This window comes from Solwaraspora sp. WMMD406, from assembly GCF_029626025.1.
Taxonomy (GTDB): Bacteria; Actinomycetota; Actinomycetes; order Mycobacteriales; family Micromonosporaceae; genus Micromonospora_E.
Genome location: NZ_JARUBF010000001.1, coordinates 1,489,715 through 1,507,088 on the forward strand (window position 1 = coordinate 1,489,715; position 17,374 = coordinate 1,507,088).

At 72.1% G+C, this 17,374-nt stretch carries 18 protein-coding genes; 14 read left to right on the forward strand and 4 right to left on the reverse strand.

Translation table 11 applies throughout. From position 1 onward, the window contains the following. The first annotated feature begins 95 nt into the window (after positions 1-95). The 3 genes from mfd to O7632_RS06810 are packed head-to-tail and all read left to right on the forward strand — an operon-like array spanning position 96 to position 5,564. Positions 96-3,827, forward strand: coding sequence for a transcription-repair coupling factor (gene mfd, locus O7632_RS06800; RefSeq protein ID WP_278112333.1), 3,732 nt, complete (start codon positions 96-98; stop codon positions 3,825-3,827). 13 nt (positions 3,828-3,840) lie between these two features. Further along, complete coding sequence (locus O7632_RS06805) at positions 3,841-4,542, forward strand: hypothetical protein (RefSeq protein ID WP_278112334.1); 702 nt, start codon at positions 3,841-3,843, stop codon at positions 4,540-4,542. Further along, positions 4,539-5,564, forward strand: a complete 1,026-nt coding sequence (locus O7632_RS06810) for a MazG family protein (RefSeq protein WP_278112336.1) — start codon at positions 4,539-4,541, stop codon at positions 5,562-5,564. Before O7632_RS06805 ends, O7632_RS06810 begins: the two co-directional genes overlap by 4 nt. On the opposite strand, the gene O7632_RS06815 is transcribed toward O7632_RS06810, so the two are convergent. After that, positions 5,505-6,134, reverse strand: coding sequence for a signal peptidase II (locus tag O7632_RS06815; RefSeq protein WP_278112338.1), 630 nt, complete (start codon positions 6,132-6,134; stop codon positions 5,505-5,507). The two genes, O7632_RS06810 and O7632_RS06815, sit on opposite strands and share 60 nt — an antisense overlap. 5 nt (positions 6,135-6,139) lie before the next feature. On the opposite strand from O7632_RS06815, the gene O7632_RS06820 reads away from it, so the two are divergent. Continuing rightward, the gene (locus tag O7632_RS06820) at positions 6,140-6,613 is read left to right on the forward strand and encodes a hypothetical protein (RefSeq protein WP_278112340.1); all 474 of its coding nucleotides are present in this window, start codon (positions 6,140-6,142) and stop codon (positions 6,611-6,613) included. A 10-nt stretch (positions 6,614-6,623) separates the two neighbouring features. Further along, positions 6,624-8,240, forward strand: a complete 1,617-nt coding sequence (locus tag O7632_RS06825; protein ID WP_278112341.1) for a DUF885 domain-containing protein — start codon at positions 6,624-6,626, stop codon at positions 8,238-8,240. On the opposite strand, the gene O7632_RS06830 is transcribed toward O7632_RS06825, so the two are convergent. Next, positions 8,226-8,663 carry an NAD(+) diphosphatase gene (locus O7632_RS06830; RefSeq protein ID WP_278119893.1) on the reverse strand — a complete coding sequence of 146 codons (438 nt, stop codon included), beginning with the start codon at positions 8,661-8,663 and terminating at the stop codon, positions 8,226-8,228. The genes O7632_RS06825 and O7632_RS06830 overlap by 15 nt on opposite strands. An 86-nt stretch (positions 8,664-8,749) precedes the next feature. Here O7632_RS06830 and O7632_RS06835 point away from each other — a divergent pair, with 86 nt between their 5' ends. After that, positions 8,750-8,983, forward strand: coding sequence for a hypothetical protein (locus O7632_RS06835; protein ID WP_278112342.1), 234 nt, complete (start codon positions 8,750-8,752; stop codon positions 8,981-8,983). Between the two features lie 139 nt (positions 8,984-9,122). On the opposite strand, the gene O7632_RS06840 is transcribed toward O7632_RS06835, so the two are convergent. Further along, positions 9,123-9,833 carry a hypothetical protein gene (locus O7632_RS06840; RefSeq protein WP_278112343.1) on the reverse strand — a complete coding sequence of 237 codons (711 nt, stop codon included), beginning with the start codon at positions 9,831-9,833 and terminating at the stop codon, positions 9,123-9,125. Positions 9,834-10,049: 216 nt separating this feature from the next. Here O7632_RS06840 and eno point away from each other — a divergent pair, with 216 nt between their 5' ends. From eno to O7632_RS06865, 5 genes are all read left to right on the forward strand, one after another. Then, positions 10,050-11,333, forward strand: a complete 1,284-nt coding sequence (gene eno / locus O7632_RS06845; RefSeq protein WP_278112345.1) for a phosphopyruvate hydratase — start codon at positions 10,050-10,052, stop codon at positions 11,331-11,333. A gap of 102 nt (positions 11,334-11,435) precedes the next feature. Further along, positions 11,436-12,161, forward strand: coding sequence for a septum formation initiator family protein (locus tag O7632_RS06850; protein ID WP_278112347.1), 726 nt, complete (start codon positions 11,436-11,438; stop codon positions 12,159-12,161). After that, positions 12,158-12,682 (forward strand): DUF501 domain-containing protein, encoded by a 525-nt coding sequence (locus O7632_RS06855; RefSeq protein ID WP_278112349.1) that lies wholly within the window; start codon positions 12,158-12,160, stop codon positions 12,680-12,682. The genes O7632_RS06850 and O7632_RS06855 overlap by 4 nt, the downstream gene beginning before the upstream one ends. Next, positions 12,675-13,223 carry an amino-acid N-acetyltransferase gene (locus tag O7632_RS06860; RefSeq protein ID WP_278112351.1) on the forward strand — a complete coding sequence of 183 codons (549 nt, stop codon included), beginning with the start codon at positions 12,675-12,677 and terminating at the stop codon, positions 13,221-13,223. Before O7632_RS06855 ends, O7632_RS06860 begins: the two co-directional genes overlap by 8 nt. Before the next feature lie 34 nt (positions 13,224-13,257). Beyond that, the gene (locus tag O7632_RS06865) at positions 13,258-14,304 is read left to right on the forward strand and encodes a Ppx/GppA phosphatase family protein (RefSeq protein WP_278119895.1); all 1,047 of its coding nucleotides are present in this window, start codon (positions 13,258-13,260) and stop codon (positions 14,302-14,304) included. A gap of 44 nt (positions 14,305-14,348) precedes the next feature. Here the strand turns inward: O7632_RS06865 and O7632_RS06870 are convergent, their stop codons facing one another. Next, on the reverse strand, positions 14,349-14,780 hold the full coding sequence (locus O7632_RS06870) for a hypothetical protein (RefSeq protein WP_278112353.1): 432 nt from the start codon (positions 14,778-14,780) through the stop codon (positions 14,349-14,351). A gap of 209 nt (positions 14,781-14,989) precedes the next feature. Between O7632_RS06870 and O7632_RS06875 the strand changes: the two genes are divergently transcribed. From O7632_RS06875 to O7632_RS06885, 3 genes are all read left to right on the forward strand, one after another. Continuing rightward, positions 14,990-15,706, forward strand: a complete 717-nt coding sequence (locus tag O7632_RS06875) for a dienelactone hydrolase family protein (RefSeq protein WP_278112355.1) — start codon at positions 14,990-14,992, stop codon at positions 15,704-15,706. Between the two features lie 125 nt (positions 15,707-15,831). Continuing rightward, complete coding sequence (locus tag O7632_RS06880) at positions 15,832-16,569, forward strand: uracil-DNA glycosylase (RefSeq protein WP_278112356.1); 738 nt, start codon at positions 15,832-15,834, stop codon at positions 16,567-16,569. A gap of 47 nt (positions 16,570-16,616) precedes the next feature. Next, positions 16,617-17,363, forward strand: coding sequence for a DUF4129 domain-containing protein (locus tag O7632_RS06885; protein WP_278112358.1), 747 nt, complete (start codon positions 16,617-16,619; stop codon positions 17,361-17,363). Positions 17,364-17,374 lie beyond the last annotated feature (11 nt).

The window sequence follows — 17,374 nt, forward strand, 5'->3', positions numbered from 1 at the left end:
CCCCCGCCCGGACCGGGCGCGGGGCTGTCGTCGCGTGCGCCCCCGAGCGCGCGCGTCCACACAGCAAGGCGTATCCCACCGCGAAGGTTGTGATCATGACCGCGCTCGCCGGCCTGCTCAGTGCCGCTCTCGCCGATCCCGCCCTGACCCGGGTACGGGAGCTGGCCAAGGTTGCCACGCCAGAAAAGGACGGGCTGGACGTCACCGCGCCACCGGCGCTGCGCCCGTTCACCGTCGCCGCGGTGGCCGCCGAGGCGACGGCCGGCGGCGCGGGGCGGCCGGTGCTGGCGGTCACCGCGACCAGCCGGGAGGCCGACGACCTGGCCGCCGCCCTCGGCGACCTGCTGCCGGCCGGTCAGGTGGCGGTCTTCCCCAGCTGGGAGACGCTGCCGCACGAGCGGCTGTCACCACGATCGGACACCGTCGGGCGGCGGCTCGCCGTACTACGTCGGCTGGCGCACCCCGACGCGGACACCGGCCCGACGGCCAGCGGTGACGCCACCGGGCAAGGGCTATTGCGGGTGGTCGTGGCGCCGGTCCGCTCCGTCCTGCAGCCGCAGCTCAAAGGGCTCGGCGACCTGGAACCCGTCCAGCTGGCACCGGGCCGGGCGGCCAGCCTGGAGGAGACCGTCGACCGCCTCGTCGGTATGGCGTACGCGCGGGTCGACCTGGTCACCAAGCGCGGTGAATTCGCCGTCCGTGGCGGCATCCTGGACGTGTTCCCGCCGACCGACGAGCACCCGTCCCGGGTCGAGTTCTGGGGCGACGACGTGGAGGAGATTCGTACCTTCGCCGTCGCCGACCAGCGCACCATCGAAGCCGTCGACCAGCTGTGGGCACCGCCCTGCCGCGAGTTGCTGCTCACCGATCCGGTCCGGCGGCGGGCCGCCGAGCTGACGCAGCAGCACCCCGAGCTCGGCGAGATCCTGGACAAGTTGGCCGAGGGCATCCCGGTCGAAGGCATGGAGTCCCTCGCCCCGGCTCTGCTCGACGGCACCGACAGCATGGAGCTGCTGCTGCACTGCATGCCGGCCGACACCCACGTACTGCTCTGCGACCCGGAGCGGATCCGCACCCGGGCGCACGATCTGGTCCGTACCTCGGCGGAGTTCCTCGAAGCCAGCTGGGCAGCGGCCGCCGTCGGTGGCCAAGCCCCGATCGACCTGGGCGCGGCCGCTTTCCGCACGCTGGCCGAGGTACGCGCGGTGGCCGCCACGCTCGACCAGCCGTGGTGGACCCTGTCGCCGTTCGGCCTGGCCGAGGCGGAAGCCGACGCCGCGTCTGACGTCGCGCCCTGGGAGGACGCGCCGGCTCCGGTGAGCGTGAGCCCGGACGTCGGCGACGCGGTGGCCTTGGCCGCTGTCCCGGCCCCGCTGTACCACGGCGAGACCGCGCGGGTCGTCGACGACCTGTTGCGCTGGACCGGTGACGGTTGGTCGGTGGTGCTGGTCTTCGAGGGGCACGGGCCGGCGCAGCGCTCGGTCAGCGTGCTGCGCGACGCCGGGCTCGGCGCGACCCTCACCGAGACCGTGCCGGACGCGCCGAAAGCCGGCGAGCTGATCGTCACCTGCGGCCGGGTCGGCAACGGTTTCCTCGCCGAACGGGCCCGGCTCGCCATCGTCACCGGCGCCGACATCAGCGGCGGCCGGGGCGCGTCCACCAAGGACATGCGCAAGATGCCGAGCCGCCGGCGCAACACCATCGACCCGCTGGAGCTGCGCGCCGGCGACCACGTGGTGCACGAACAGCACGGCATCGGCCGCTACGTCGAACTGGTGCAGCGCAAGGTCAACGGCGCCGACCGGGAATACCTCGTCATCGAGTACGCCCCGGCCAAACGCGGCCAGCCCGGTGACCGGCTGTTCGTGCCGACCGACCAGCTCGACCAGCTGAGCCGCTACGTCGGCGGGGAACAGCCGACGCTGCACAAGATGGGCGGCTCGGAGTGGCAGAAGGCCAAAGCGCGGGCCCGCAAGGCGGTCCGAGAGATCGCCGCCCAGCTGATCCAGCTGTACGCGGCCCGCAAGGCCGCCAAGGGGCACGCGTTCGGCCCGGACACCCCGTGGCAGCGGGAACTGGAGGACGCCTTCCCGTACACCGAGACCCCGGACCAGATAGCGGCGATCGACGAGGTCAAGGGCGACATGCAGCAGTCGACCCCGATGGACCGGCTGATCTGCGGCGACGTCGGCTACGGCAAGACCGAGATCGCGGTACGGGCGGCGTTCAAGGCGGTGCAGGACGGTAAGCAGGTGGCGGTGCTGGTGCCGACGACCCTGCTCGCCCAGCAGCACTACAACACGTTCGCCGAGCGGATGGCCCAGTTCCCGGTGCAGATCCGACAACTGTCGCGGTTCCAGACGCCGAAGGAGGCCGAGCAGACCCTTCTCGCCGCCGCCGACGGCACCGCCGACATCGTCATCGGTACCCACCGGCTGCTCGGCGCGGCCACCCGCTTCAAACAGCTGGGGCTGGTAATCGTCGACGAGGAGCAGCGGTTCGGGGTGGAGCACAAGGAGCACCTGAAGTCGCTGCGGACCTCGGTCGACGTGTTGACCATGTCGGCGACGCCGATCCCACGCACCCTGGAGATGGCGATCACCGGCATCCGGGAGATGTCGACCATCGCCACCCCGCCGGAGGAGCGCCACCCGGTGCTGACCGCCGTCGGCGCGTACGACGACAAGCAGGTCGCCGCCGCCATCCACCGCGAGTTGCTCCGCGACGGCCAGGTCTTCTACCTGCACAACCGGGTCGAGTCGATCGACAAGGCGGCGCGGCGGCTGCGCGAGCTGGTGCCGGAGGCGCGGGTCGCGGTGGCGCACGGCCAGATGGGTGAGGACGCCCTGGAGAAGGTGATGGTCGGCTTCTGGGAGAAGGAGTTCGACGTCCTGGTCTGCACCACGATCGTCGAGTCCGGCATCGACATCCCGAACGCGAACACGCTGATCGTGGAGCGGGCCGACCTGCTCGGCCTGGCCCAGCTGCACCAGATCCGGGGCCGGGTCGGCCGGGGCCGGGAGCGGGCGTACGCCTACTTCCTCTACCCGCGCGAGAAGCCGCTGACCGAGCACGCCCACGAGCGGCTGGCCACCATCGCCCAGCACACCGAGCTGGGGGCGGGCATGTACGTGGCGATGAAGGACCTGGAGATCCGGGGCGCCGGCAACCTGCTCGGCGGCGAGCAGTCCGGCCACATCGAGGGCGTCGGGTTCGACCTGTACGTGCGGATGGTCGGCGAGGCGGTGCAGCACTTCAAGGGCGAAGCACCCGACGACGCCGAGGCCGCCGAGGTGAAGGTCGACCTGCCGGTCGACGCGCATCTGCCGCACGACTACATCGGGGTGGAGCGGCTGCGTCTGGAGATGTACCGCAAGCTGGCCGGGGCCCGCGACGCCGCCGCTCTGCAGGAGATCGTCGCCGAGATGACCGACCGGTACGGCGAACCACCGGCGCAGGTCGGCAACCTGGTGGCGGTGGCCCGGTTCCGGCTGCTGGCCAAGGCGTACGGGCTGGCCGAGGTGTCGATGCAGGGGAAGCATGTCCGGTTCGCCCCGCTGGTGCTGCCCGATTCGAAGCAGCTGCGGCTCAAGCGCTACCACCCGGACGCGGTCTACAAGTCGGCCGTCGACCAGGTCAGCGTGCCCCGGCCGACGACCCGGCGGATCGGTGGGGAGCCGCTGCGTGACCAGGCGTTGCTCGACTGGTGCGCTCAGCTGCTGCGCGATCTGCTCGGCGACCCGCCGGCCAGCGCAGCCCCGGCCAGCGCAGCGTCGACGTCGACGGACGGTGCACGGGTCGGTGCGGCGGCCGGCAAGGGTGCGTGAGAGAGTGTCGTCCATGCAGCGTGTCCGTCGCCTGGCGTCGATCACCGTCATTGCCCTGGTCGGGGTCGCCGCACTGTCCGCTTGCCGGGCGCAGCCCGGGGTCGCCGCCTACGTGGGCGACCAGCAGTACACCGAGGAGCAGGTGACCAGCCTCGTCGACGAGCTCAACGAGCAGCTCGGCGCGGATGGCGCGGCTCCGGAGGGCGCCCCGCCGGCGCCGACCCGACAGCAGGTCGTCAGCGCCTTGGTGCTGGCCGACGTCTGCGCGCAGCTCGACGTGCCGGCCGGCGGTCAGCAGATTTCCCCGGAGCAGTACGCGCAGCAGTTCGGTCTGCCGGCCGATTCGGAATACGTCCAGGCGTCGGCGCAGGCGTGGACCTGCGTCTCCGGGCTGCAGGGCGGCGGCGAGCAGGTGGCGCCGACCCAGGAGGAGTTGCAGGAGCTGGTCGACCGGGGCCGCGCCGCCGGGGTCATCCCGGAGGACGTCACCGACGAGCAAGCGGCCAGCCAACTCGACGGCGATCAGCTGCGCTCCTCGCTGGCCGCCCGCGACGCGATTGCCGAAGCGGCCGCCGAGCAGGACGTGTCGGTGAACCCGCGCTACCGTCCGTTGGAGTTCCCGGTGCTCAGCTTCCAGACCGCCCAGGGCAACGTGGTCGCGGTCGGCATCCCGCTGGGTGACGGCGACTCGGGTACGGTCTCCGAACGGCAGTGACCGCGCGGATCGTCCTGCTGGTCACCTCGCCCCGGCTGCCGGCCGGGCTGCTCACGGCACAGGCGTGGGACACCGTACGCCGGTTTCCGGTGTTCGCCGGAGCGGACAGCGAGCTGACCACGGCGATCAGCGTCGCCGGCGGCACCGTGATCGTGCCTGGCCCGCAGCCTGCTTCGGCGGTGGAGCCGGTCGAGGAGACCCTGCTGGCGGCGGCCGCCGAACACGGCACCGCGGTCTGGCTGGCCGGTCCGGCCGGTGACGAGGATCTGGCCCGCCGGCTCGGGCTGCGCCTAGCCCGCGAGCCCGGCCTGGCCGAGCTGGAGCTGATGTACGGCTCCTGGGATCCGCCCGGGGCCCGGCTGCTCGACGCCGTCGAGGTGATGGACCGGCTCGCCTCACCCGGTGGGGACCCGTGGAAGCGGCAGCAGACCCACGACTCCCTGGCGCGATACCTGCTCGAGGAGAGCTACGAGGCGTACGACGCGATCGCCGCCGGTGACCTGGCGGCGCTGCGCGACGAGTTGGGTGACGTGCTGCTGCAGGTGGTGCTGCACGCCCGGCTCGCCCAGGAGCTACCCGAGGGCGAACGCTGGGACGTCGACGACGTGGCCGGCGGGCTGGTGGCGAAGATGATCCGCCGCAACCCGCACGTCTTCGCCGGTGTGCGGGTCGACGGTGTGGAAGAAGTGATTGACAACTGGGAGCAGATCAAGGCCGCCGAGCGGGCGGCGTCGGGTGCCGCCGCCGGCGCTGGCGGCGCACCGTCACCGATGGACGGGATCGTGCTCGCCCAGCCGGCGCTGTCGCTGGCCGACAAGGTGCTGCACCGGGCCGGGCGGGCCGGGGTCGACGTACCGCTGCCGGAGCCGGACGCGGCCGCGGACCCGTCGGCGCGGCTCGGCGCGCACCTGCTCGCGGTGGTCGCGCGGGCCCGGGCCGACGGTCTGGACGCCGAAGGGGCGTTACGCCGGGCCGCGCTCGCGTACGTCGACGCCGTCCGCGCCGCCACCACCAGGAGCTGACGGGTCCGCCGGGTCCGGGCGCAGCCGGATGCCGCGCAGCTCCAGGGTCAGGAACGTGACGACGCCGAAGAAGAGCGCGATGTCGGCGACGTTGCCGATGAACCAGTCGAAGTACGCGATGAAGTCCACGACGTGGCCCTGGCCGAACGACGGCTCGCGGAACAGCCGGTCCAGCAGGTGTGTGAACGCCCCGCCGAGGACCAGGCCGAGCGCCACCGCCCAGCCTCGGGAGCGGGCCCGCGTGGCGAACCAGGCGGTGACGCCGACACCGATCGCGGCGGCGATGGTGAACACCCAGGTGGTGTTCTCACCCATGGAGAACGCCGCGCCCGGGTTGTAGATCAGCTGGATGCCGAGCGCGTCGCCGATCAGCGGGGTCCGTTCGCCCCGGGCCAGGGTCGCCTCGGCCCACAGCTTGGTCAGCTGGTCGACGACGAGCACCGTGGTGGCGATGCCGAAGGCGAGCCAGGGGGCACGGCGGGTCCACCGCTGCCGCCGGTGCGAGGACGTCGGCGTGGCGGAGTCGGTCGGTTCGTGGATGGTCTCGTCGGGGCCGGCCTGCTCGCTCATGATCGGTGATTCTTCCACCGCCGTCCGGCCGCCCACAGGCCACGTCGACCGCCCCGCAAGCCCTGGTGGGAGTGCCTGCTGCCGTCGGGCGGCTGTTCCGGTTGGAAATCGACAGCACGATCCGTGCGACAGCGGCCGCGTTTGCCCAGCCGACGATGCGCAGCCTCGACGCCATCCACCTCGCCACCGCCCAGGTACTCATGAACGAGTCCGGGGCGGAGCTCGTCGCCTTCGTCACCTATGATCGGCGACTTCTCGACTGCGCAAAGGGAAGCGGGACTACCGGTGGCGAGTCCCGGCCAGAACCGACCGCGTCTTCGGCTCGCTGGCCGCTGCCGGCGGGAACCGGAAGACCCTACCTGGACGTGCTGCCCGAGGCCATTCTTGATCCGTGCCGCCTCAACGGGCAGCCCTGCGGCGTGTCGCGTCGCAGGACCGAAGTGGATCACCATGGGGCTGGTGTCGGTGGGATGACCTAGGGTCGGTGGCATGGCACCGTTCGTACCTCTGGCGGAACGCATCGTCGACGCCTTGCTGGCCGGCGACCCGGCGTTGGCCTCGTTGGCCGGTGACCATCGGGTCGACGACCGGCTGCCGGACCTGTCGGCCGACGCGGTCGCCGGCACGGCGACGATGCTGCTCGATGCCACCAACGCGCTCGCCGAGGTCGACGCCGACGCGCTGGGCGTCCAGGAGCGGGTGGATCACGCGATCCTGTCGGCGCTCGTCGACCGACAGCTGTTCGAACTGACCGAGGTCCGGGCCCGGGAGTGGAACCCGCTGGTCTACAACCCGGGGCCGCTGCTGCACAGCCTGATCGCCCGCCCGTTCGCGCCGGCCGCGCAGCGGTTGACCAGTCTGGCCGGGCGGCTCGGCGCCGTACCGGACGTGTTGGCCACCGCGCGTGCGACGCTGCGCGGCGTGCCGGCGATCCACGCCGAGACCGCCGCCGGGCAGTTCGCCGGGGCCGCCGCGCTGGTACGCGACCGGGTGCCCCTGCTGCTGGCCGAGGAACCCGGGCTACGGGGCCGGGTCGACCCGCTGGCCGCCGAAGCGACGGCCGCGTTGGACGAGTTCGCCAGCTGGCTGCGCGAAAGCCTCGACCGCGACACCGATCGTCGGGATCCGCGACTGGGCCGACGGCTGTGGGAGGCGCGGTTGTGGCACACCCTCGACACCGAGTTGACCGCCGCCGAGATCCTGGACCGGGCCTGGGCCAATCTGGAACGCCTCACCGACGAGATCCGGGCCGTGGCGGCCGAGCTGACCGGCGGGCCGGCCACCGACGAGACGGTCCGGGTCGCGCTGGACCGGCTCGGTGCCGAGCACCCGGACGACTCGTCCATCGTGGAGCTGGCGACGGTGGCGATGCGGGAGACCGTCGAGTTCGTCGCGGCCCACGATCTCGTGTCCCTGGTGGACGACAGGTGCGTGATCCAGGAGATGCCGGAGTTCGCCCGCGGCGTCGCCATCGCCTACTGTGATCCGCCCGGCATGCTCGAGCACGCCGACGTGCCGACCTTCTACTGCATCGCGCCGACGCCGTCCGACTGGTCGCCGGCGCGGGTCGAGTCGTTCTACCGGGAGTACAACGACCACATGGTCCGCGACCTGACCGTGCACGAGGCGATGCCGGGCCATTTTCTGCAGCTCGCCCACGCCCGTCGGTTCCTGGGCACCACCCGGGTCCGGGCCATCGGCCGGTCCGGGTCCTTCGTCGAAGGCTGGGCGGTGTACGCCGAGGAGCTGATGGCCGACGCCGGATTCGGCGGTCTGGCGGTACGACTACAGCAGCTCAAGATGCAGTTGCGGATGACGCTCAACGCCATCCTGGACCAGTTGGCACACTGCGCGGATCTGCCGCAGGACGAGGCGATGGCGTTGCTGACCGGACGGGGCTTCCAGGAGGAGGGCGAGGCTGCCGGCAAGTGGCGTCGCGCCCTGCTGACGTCGACTCAGCTGTCGACGTACTTCGTCGGCTACACCGAGGTCGCGCAGGTCGCCGCCGCCCGGCCGGCGGGTACGCCGGTCCGGCAGTGGCACGACGCGATGCTCGCGCACGGCTCGCCGCCGCCCCGGCACCTGCCGGCCCTACTGTCGATCTGAGGGCCGGTTCCGTTGATGTTCGATCAGCCAGCGCGAGATCGAATAGGCGGCGGGCAGTTCGGCGGGTAGGTCGTCGATGGCGAACCAGCGGGCCTCGGCGATCTCCCGTCCGTCGACCACTGGTTGGGCGTCGGGCGCGGCCCGCGCGGTGAAGCCGGCGAGCACGACTCCCGGCCCGGACATCGCCCACGGCTGGCTGCCGAAGTAGGTCACGTCGTGCACGTCGAGGCCGACTTCCTCGCCGACCTCCCGGTGGACCGCCTCCTCCAGCGACTCGCCCGCCTCGACGAAGCCGGCGACCAGGGCCCAGATGGCGGTCGGGCCGTAGGTGTGCCGGACCAGCAGCAGTTCCTCACCGCCCGGGCGTACGGGATCGCTGGTGGTCCGGGTGATCGCGGCCAGCACCGCCGGGGAGAGCTGCATGGGCACGTACAGGTCGCAGTCGGGGCAGCGCCGGGCGTGTTCGCGGGGGACGTCGTCGAGCTTTTGGCGCAGGCACCACAGAACCGATGGGTACGCCGCCAGGTGACCACCTGCAACGCCCGGCCGGCCAACGCCGCGAGTGGTTCTCCCAGTTTGCTGGCGATCGCCGGCCAGCTGTGCCAGGAGCCGAGCTGTTCGTCGACGGCGGGCAGTTCGGCCGCCCAGACCCGGCCGCCGTCGAGGGCGCCCAGCGGGATCCACTCGGTCCGCGCCGGCAGGTCGGCGACGTAGGGCAGCCATCCGTCCGGCCCGAGCAGTAACCGCCGTCCGGCGACGACCAGGCAGACGTCGGCCGGGCGGACCTGGTCGGCCGGGTCCGGTCTACCCGCGTCCGGCACGAACCGACCGGACGGAGTCGGCGGCATCGGGTGGGGCGGCGGCGTCGGCGGCATGTCGCGGCTATGCGGCACCGGGTCGTCGATCGATGGACCGGGCACCGGGGGGCAGGTCGAAGGCGGTCTCGTCGACGGTGTCACGGTATCGGCTTATCGCGATCTCGACGGCTTGTCCATCGACCACCCCGGTGAAGCTACCCAGCGCGCCTTCGGTCGTGACGCAGGCGTCGAAGCGGGACGCGGCGGCGTTGCGTACCTGACTGACCTGGACACACGTGGCGTGCCGACCGGCGATGGTGGTGTCGTTCTGGGCGACCACCGCCGTGGGGTCCAGGGCGGTGGCGTCGAGTAGTGCGATGACGACGGGTGGCGTGATCAGGCCGCCCGCGTTGACCTCGGTGAGGGTCGCCGGATCCGGCCGAGCCGACGGTGCCGGGGGATCGGTCACGGTGCAGACCGGGCGGGTGTCGGTGGCCTCGCACTCGGTCGTCGCCTCGGTGGTCACGATCACCTTGCCGCCCGGGTACACGTACGCGGTGCGCTGCGGATCCTGGGCCTGGATGATGCTGGCGCTGGCTCCACCGGCCAGTTGATACTCGGCCGAGTAGGTCAACGCGCTGGCTCCGGCCAGGCGGGCGGCGAGGTCGTTGACCAGATCGGCCGGCTGGATCGACTGGCCGGCGTCGGCGAGCGTGTCGCACCCGGCGGCCAGCGACAGCGTGCTGGCGGCCGTGGCCGCCGTCAACAGGCGGGCCAGCTTCCGGGGTGCACGCATGGTGACAGCGTGGCTGATCCGGTCGACCGGCCGCAAACTCGTTGTCATCAATGTTCGCTATTGGTGTCGAGTCGTACGCGGACGGTTTTCGGGCGTGGTGTCCCGTCTGTCGCGGAGGCCGTGCCCGCAGGGCGGTCGTCGCCCGTTACGCTTCCACCGGAACGGTCGGCCGCACCGCAGCGGCCTGCGGGAATTGTGATTACGAGGAGCGACAGAGTGGCTACCATCGAGGGGATCGTCGCCAGAGAGATTCTCGACTCGCGCGGAAATCCGACCGTCGAGGTCGAAATCGGGCTCGACGACGGTACGGTCGCGCGGGCGGCGGTGCCGTCGGGCGCCTCCACCGGTGCGTTCGAGGCGCTGGAACTGCGTGACGGCGACGCCGACCGCTACGCCGGCAAGGGCGTCGAACAGGCGGTGACCAACATCGAGGAGCGGATCGTCGATCAGCTCGTCGGTTACGAGGCCAGCGAACAGCGGCTGATCGACCAGAAGATGCTCGACGTCGACGGTACGGCGGACAAGTCGGGTCTCGGCGCCAACGCGATCCTTGGCGTTTCCCTGGCTGTCGCCAAGGCCGCCGCGAACAGCGCCGAACTGAGCCTGTTCCGCTACCTTGGTGGACCGAACGCGCATCTGCTGCCGGTTCCGATGATGAACATCCTCAACGGCGGCGCGCACGCCGACTCCAATGTCGATGTGCAGGAATTCATGATCGCGCCGATCGGTGCGCCGACCTTCCGCGAGGCGCTGCGGACCGGCGCCGAGGTCTACCACAAGCTCAAGGCGGTGCTGAAGAAGAAGGGCCTGGCCACCGGGCTGGGGGACGAGGGTGGCTTCGCGCCGGACCTGCCGACGAACGCCGCCGCGCTGGACCTGATCGCCGAAGCGGTCTCCGCCGCCGGTTACCAGCTGGGCACCGACATCGTGCTGGCGCTGGACGTCGCCGCCACCGAGTTCTACTCCGACGGATCCTACGTCTTCGAAGGCGCCAACAAGTCCGCCGACGAGATGATCGCCTACTACACCAAGCTGGTCGGTGATTATCCGATCGTGTCCATCGAGGACCCGTTGGCGGAAGACGACTGGGCCGGCTGGTCGGCGATGACCGCCGCGCTCGGCGACCGGATCCAGATCGTCGGTGACGACCTCTTCGTCACCAACCCGGAGCGGATCGCCCGGGGGATCGCCGAGCAGGCGGCCAACGCCGTCCTGGTCAAGGTGAACCAGATCGGCTCGCTCACCGAGACCTTCGACGCGGTCGAGCTGGCCCACCGCAGCGGGCTGCGCTGCATGATGAGCCACCGGTCGGGTGAGACCGAGGACACCACGATCGCCGACCTGGCGGTGGCGACCGGATGCGGGCAGATCAAGACCGGTGCCCCGGCTCGTTCCGAGCGGGTCGCCAAGTACAACCAGCTGCTTCGGATCGAGGAGGAGCTTGCCGACGCGGCGCGCTACGCCGGTGCCGGCGCGTTTCCGAGGTACCGTTCGGCGTAACGTCTCGCCGTTCACAAGGTCGCGGAGCCGTCGGCGGATCGATTCCCGTCGACGGCTCCGGTCAGGTACGCGATCGACAGTCCGGACAGGGGTGTGACGACGGTGACGCAACGGCGTACACCGAGTGGCCAGGGCCCGGCCCGGCGTCCCAGCCATCCGGGTCGGTCGGGGGCGCGTGGTCCGCTGCGGTCCGCCGGCCGGGACGCCGTCGGCCGTGGGGAGCAACGGGGGGCGCCGATCCCGTTGGACCGGACCGCTGGTGACCGCCCGACCGCCGGTCGGGCCGCCACCGGGCGTACCGCTGGACGGGGTGGAGCTGGCCGACGCGCTGGTGGCCGGACCGCCGACCCCGGCCGTCCCTCGGCCCGCCCGGCCGCCGCCCGACGGACCGCGCCCGGACCCGTCAAACGGACCTCGGCTCCGCAGCCCAACCGGTTCACCGGACGGGCGACGGTGCTGCTGGTCGTGCTGGTGGCGCTGGCGCTGGCGTACACGTACCCGGTGCGGGTCTATCTCAGTCAGCAGTCCGACATCGCCCGGATGGAGCAGGCCCAGCAGGCGCAGCGGGAACGGATCGAGGACCTGTCGGCGCAGGCGGAGCGGTGGGAAGATCCGGATTTCATTCGGATCGAAGCCAAACGCCGGTTCTACATGGTCTATCCCGGTGAGGTGCCGTTGCTGGTCTTGCACGATCCACAGGGCGCCGCTCGGGACGCTGGTGGCCAGCTCCCGGCCGGTCCAGGCGACCAGACGGCTCCCGCCGACCCGTGGTACGACACCCTCTGGTCCAGCGTCCGGGCCGCCGACGCGGAGGGGACGGCACCATGACCGCCGAACCGGCCACCGAGCGCGATCTCGCGGCGGTCGCCGCCCAGCTCGGCCGGCCGCCCCGGGGGACCCGGGCGGTGGCGCACCGGTGCCCGTGCCAGCTGCCCGACGTGGTGGAGACGGTGCCTCGGCTCGCCGACGGCACGCCGTTTCCCACCCTCTTCTACCTCACCTGTCCCCGGGCGGTCGCGGTGTGCAGCCGGCTGGAGTCCGCCGGGCTGATGCGCGAGTACGCCGAGCGACTCGCCGAGGATCCCGACCTGGCCGCCAGCTACCGGGCCGCGCACGAGGACTACCTGGCCCGCCGAAACGCGATCGGCCAGGTCCCGGAGATCGCCGGAGTGTCCGCCGGCGGGATGCCGAGGCGGGTCAAGTGCCTGCACGTCCATCTCGGCCACGCGCTCGCCGTCGGTCCGGGCGTCAACCCGATCGGCGACCAGGTACGGGAACTGGCCGGAGCGTGGTGGTCCGCCGGACCCTGTGTCGCCGTCGACGAAGCCCCGACCGACCGCGATGGCTGAGCCGCCCCTGCCGACGACAGCGAGGGCCGAGCCGGACAGCGAGGTCGTCATCCGGCGGGCGCGCACCCGTGACGTACGCGGCATCCGCCGGCTGATCGACCTCTACAGCCCCGACCGCCGGCTCCTCAGCAAGGCCACCGTCACGCTGTTCGAGGACGTCCAGGAGTTCTGGGTCGCCGAACGTACCGGCGACGGCGTGATCGTCGGCTGTGGCGCGTTGCACGTGATGTGGGAGGACCTGGCGGAGATCCGTACCGTCGCGGTCGACCCGCGGTGCCGGGGCCGCAAGATCGGTCAGCGGATCGTCGCCGAGCTGCTGACCACGGCCCGCGAACTGGGGGTGGCCCGGGTCTTCGTGCTGACCTTCGAAACGAGGTTCTTCGCCACCTTCGGGTTCGTCGAGATCGACGGGGCGCCGGTGCCGGCCCAGGTGTACGAGCAGTTGCTGCGCTCCTACGACGAAGGCGTCGCCGAGTTCCTGGGTCTGGAGCGGGTCAAGCCCAACACCCTCGGCAACACCCGCATGCTCATCCATCTCTGACCTGGCCCGGTATGGTGGCGGCGTGGCGAAGCGGGTGGCGGGGATCGACTGCGGAACCAACTCGATCCGGCTCCTGGTGGCGGACCTTGCCGCCGGCGGCGCCGGCGCGCCGGCGGCCGAGCAGTTGACGGCCGAGCCGCTGACCGACGTGGTCCGCCGGATGGAGATCGTCCGGCTGGGTGAGGGAGTCGACCAGACCCGCCGGCTCGCCCCGGCGGCCATCGAACGGACCCGGCGGGCGCTGGTCGGGTACGCCGCCGAGATCGACAGTCTCGGTGTCGACCGGGTCCGGATGTGCGCCACCTCGGCCAGCCGCGACGCCAGCAACGCCGCCGACTTCGTGGCGATGGTCGAAGCGACGCTCGGGATCACCCCCGAGGTGCTCACCGGCGACGAGGAGGCCCGACTGACCTTCGCCGGTGCCGTCGGCGGGCTGGCCGGGACGGCACGACCCCCGTACCTGGTGGTCGACATCGGAGGGGGCTCCACCGAGTTCGTCCGGGGCACCGACGGCGTCGACCAGGCGGTGTCGGTCGACATCGGCTGCGTACGGATGACCGAGCGCCACCTGACGGCGGACCCACCGACCGCCGAGCAGATCCAGGCGGCGCAGCGGGACGTCGCCGACGCGGTCGACCGGGCGCTGGCGGCGGTACGGCCGTCGGGACCGGCGGTACGGCCGTCGGGACCGGCGGATGCGGCAGGTCCATCGGATCCATCGGGACCGGTGGATTCGGCGGGTCCGACTGGTCTGGCCGGATCGGCGGCGGACGTGACCCTGGTCGGGCTGGCCGGCTCGGTCACCACCGTCGCCGGGATCGCGCTCGGGCTCGACGAGTACCGACCCGAACTGCTGCACCACGCCACGATCAGCTACGACGCGGTGGCCGAGGTGACCGCTGACCTGCTGGCCATGCCGGTCGCGCGGCGACTGGGGATACCGGTGATGCATCCCGGCCGGGCCGACGTGATCGCCGCTGGTGCCCTGGTGCTCCGGACCATCATGGAACGGGCCGGGGTGTCTTCCGTCGTGGCCAGCGAACACGACATCCTCGACGGCATCTGCCTGAGCCTGCGCTAGCCGGCCGGACCGCTGCTAGCCGGCACGCGTCAGTAGGACCGCTGCTAGCCGGCCCGCCGCAGGTCGGCGCGAGACTGTTCGCGTGGCGGGGCCTCGTCCCGCGACCACCACCAGCCGTAGCTGATGGTCTCCGGCCGGGGCAGCGTCAACTGGATCCGGGCCACCAGCGGCCCTTCGTAGGCGGTGAACTGATCCGGTGAGCTTTGGGTGAACCGGACCACGCCGGGCAGCTCCAGGCAGGCGACGTGCAGTTCGAGTCGACCATCCGGGCCGACGACCAGCACTGTGTGTTCCAGGTGTTCCAGCCCGTTGCGGTCGTTGGTGGCCTCGTAGTCGATGGTCACCGCCCGCCCGGACAGCGCCGTGGTGACCACCATCCGGGCCACGAACGGACCGATCTCGGTACCGTCGCCACGCCCACGATAGGTGCCGGAGGCGGCGGCGAGCCGGCCGAGCAGATCAGTCCCCGCACGCATGCCGGTCACCGTAGCGTCCACGCGCCAGCCGGCGGCCGGGCCTCCGATCGAGGTGACGTCCGGTGACGTCCGCACGTACGGCAGGTCACCAAGAGGCGTACGCCACCGTCCGCGCGCCTTCCCCACGCTGGTCGGGGCGTGGCAGGCTACCCGGACACGTGAGCCACTGCGCGCCAGCCAACGATGACTGACCGACAGGAGGGCACCCCATGGGTGAGATGGTGAGCTACCGCAGCAACGGCGGGACCAGTACGGGATACCTGGCCGTGCCGACACCCGACGGGGAGGACCCCACCGGCCCGGCGACGGTCACCGGCCCGCCGGTCATCGTCATCCAGGAGTGGTGGGGCCTGGTGCCGCACATCACAGCGGTCGCGGACCGGCTCGCCGAGGCCGGATTCGTCGCGCTGGCACCCGATCTCTACCACGGTGTGCAGGCGACCGAGCCGGACCAGGCCCGACGGCTGCTGATGGGGTTGGCGATGGACCAGGCCGCCAAGGACATCGCGGGCGCGGCGGAGTACCTGGTCGAGCGGGACGAATCAGCCGGGGACCGGGTCGGTACGGTCGGCTTCTGCGCCGGCGGCAGTCTGGCCCTCTGGTCGGCCACCCTCACCGACCGGATCGCGGCGACGGCCGGCTTCTACCCGGTGCTGCCGTGGGAACGGATGCGCCCGGACTGGTCGGGTTACGGCGGCAAGGCGGCGGTGATCCACTGCTCGGAGGAGGACGGTACGTCGGCGGCGGCCGGGATCCAGCAGGCGAGAGGCCACATCGAGGCAGCCAGCGGCGAGTGCGTCGTCTACGACTACCCTGGCACCAGGCACGCGTTCTTCAACGACGACCGCCCGGAGTCCTACGACGACGTGGCGTCGTCGCGGGCCTGGGCGCGGACCCTGGAGCTGTTCCGGATCCGACTCGGTTGATCGGTTGGCGAGGTGGCCGGCCACCTGAGCCCGGCCGGCTGAGCCCGGCCGGCTGAGCCCGGCCGGCTGAGCCCGCCGCGCCGACCGACGCCGACCGACGCCGACCGACGCCGGAAGGAGCCGCGGTGACCCGTACCAGAGCCGAGGTCGTGGCAGCCGCAGCGGCCGCGCCGGATCTGGCGGTGCTGGACCGGACCAGCACCGCCTGCCGGGCCTGTCCCGATCTGGTCGCTTGGCGGGAACAGGTCGCGGTGACCCGCCGCGCGGCGTTCCGGGAGCAGACCTACTGGGGCCGGCCGGTCGCCGGCTTCGGTCCGGCGGACGCCCGGATCCTGATCCTCGGTCTCGCGCCGGCCGCGCACGGCGGCAACCGCACCGGACGGGTCTTCACCGGCGACCGCTCCGGGGACGTGCTGTTCGCGGCGTTGCACCGGGCCGGGCTGGCCAACCAGCCCACCAGCGTCTCGGTCGACGACGGGCTCCGCCTGCGGGACACCCGGGTGGTGGCGGCGGTGCGCTGCGCGCCGCCGGCGAACAAGCCGACGCCGGATCAGCGGGACACCTGCGCTCCCTGGCTGCGTCGGGAGCTCACCCTGCTCAAGCCGACCCTGCGGGTCGTGGTGGCGCTGGGTGCGTTCGCTTGGGCGGCCTGGTGGCCGGCGATGGCCCAGGTGTACGGCCGACCCGCGCCCACACCTCGGCCCAGGTTCGGGCATGCGGCACACTGGTCGGGCGGCGGGCAGCTTCCCGACGTGCTGGGCTGCTACCACGTGAGCCAGCAGAACACGTTCACCGGACGGCTCACCCCCGCCATGCTCGACGCGGTGTTCACCGAGGTGCACCGCCTGATGGAGCGGGACTGACCAGGGCGTCCGACCCAGTGGAGGATTCGAGGGGCATCACGTCGGCTATGGATTTCGCGGCTCTCCGTCGGTTGTGGCCACTCGCGGCCGTCGCTGTCCTGCTCGCCCTGACCACGGTCGCGGCGGCGAACTCGACCCTGCCGGTCAGCCGGACCGACACCGGAATCGAACGGGACGTCCCCGCCCTGCCCGACTACCAGCAGCCGCAGACCGCCCCGACCTTCGTACCGCCCGCCGAGGACTTCGCCGCCGAGTCCAGCGCGACGCCGTCCTGGATCGCCATGCTCGCGGCCGGGGTGTGTGTCGCGGCGGTGCTCGTGGTCGTCGGGCTGCTGCTGTGGACACTCGTCCGTGATCTGCTCCGCCGCCGGGTCCGGCCGGCGGCGCTGGCCGCGCCGCGCCGCCGCCGCACGTCCGGTTCCGGACCGACCAGCGCTGCCGAGGTCGTGGCCGCGGTCGACGCCGGGCTGGTCGAACTCTCCGACGCCGACGCCGATCCGCGCCGGGCGGTGATCGCCTGCTGGGTACGGCTGGAGCAGGCGGCCGCCGCCGCCGGCACCCCTCGGCAGATCGGCGACACCCCCACCGACCTGGTGACCAGGCTGCTCGCCGGGCACGCGATCAGCGGCGAGGTGCTGTCGGCGTTCGCCGGGGTGTACCGCGAAGCGCGGTACGCCCGGCACCCGGTCGACGAACGGACCCGGGAACAGGCGCGCTCGGCGCTGCGGCGGCTGCGGGGCGAACTCACCGCGAGCGCCACGGCGGGAACCGCTGGCGGTGGTGGCGATGAGTGAGCGGCGGTGGC

Coding starts and splice junctions, on each gene's coding strand:
- mfd (WP_278112333.1), top strand. CDS start 96: ATGACCGCGCTCGCCGGCCTGCTCAGTGCCGCTCTCGCCGATCCCGCC.
- O7632_RS06805 (WP_278112334.1), top strand. CDS start 3,841: ATGCAGCGTGTCCGTCGCCTGGCGTCGATCACCGTCATTGCCCTGGTC.
- O7632_RS06815 (WP_278112338.1), bottom strand. CDS start 6,134: ATGAGCGAGCAGGCCGGCCCCGACGAGACCATCCACGAACCGACCGAC.
- O7632_RS06825 (WP_278112341.1), top strand. CDS start 6,624: ATGGCACCGTTCGTACCTCTGGCGGAACGCATCGTCGACGCCTTGCTG.
- O7632_RS06830 (WP_278119893.1), bottom strand. CDS start 8,663: ATGCAGCTCTCCCCGGCGGTGCTGGCCGCGATCACCCGGACCACCAGC.
- O7632_RS06835 (WP_278112342.1), top strand. CDS start 8,750: ATGGGTACGCCGCCAGGTGACCACCTGCAACGCCCGGCCGGCCAACGC.
- O7632_RS06840 (WP_278112343.1), bottom strand. CDS start 9,833: ATGCGTGCACCCCGGAAGCTGGCCCGCCTGTTGACGGCGGCCACGGCC.
- O7632_RS06855 (WP_278112349.1), top strand. CDS start 12,158: ATGACCGCCGAACCGGCCACCGAGCGCGATCTCGCGGCGGTCGCCGCC.
- O7632_RS06860 (WP_278112351.1), top strand. CDS start 12,675: ATGGCTGAGCCGCCCCTGCCGACGACAGCGAGGGCCGAGCCGGACAGC.
- O7632_RS06870 (WP_278112353.1), bottom strand. CDS start 14,780: ATGCGTGCGGGGACTGATCTGCTCGGCCGGCTCGCCGCCGCCTCCGGC.
- O7632_RS06875 (WP_278112355.1), top strand. CDS start 14,990: ATGGGTGAGATGGTGAGCTACCGCAGCAACGGCGGGACCAGTACGGGA.
- O7632_RS06885 (WP_278112358.1), top strand. CDS start 16,617: ATGGATTTCGCGGCTCTCCGTCGGTTGTGGCCACTCGCGGCCGTCGCT.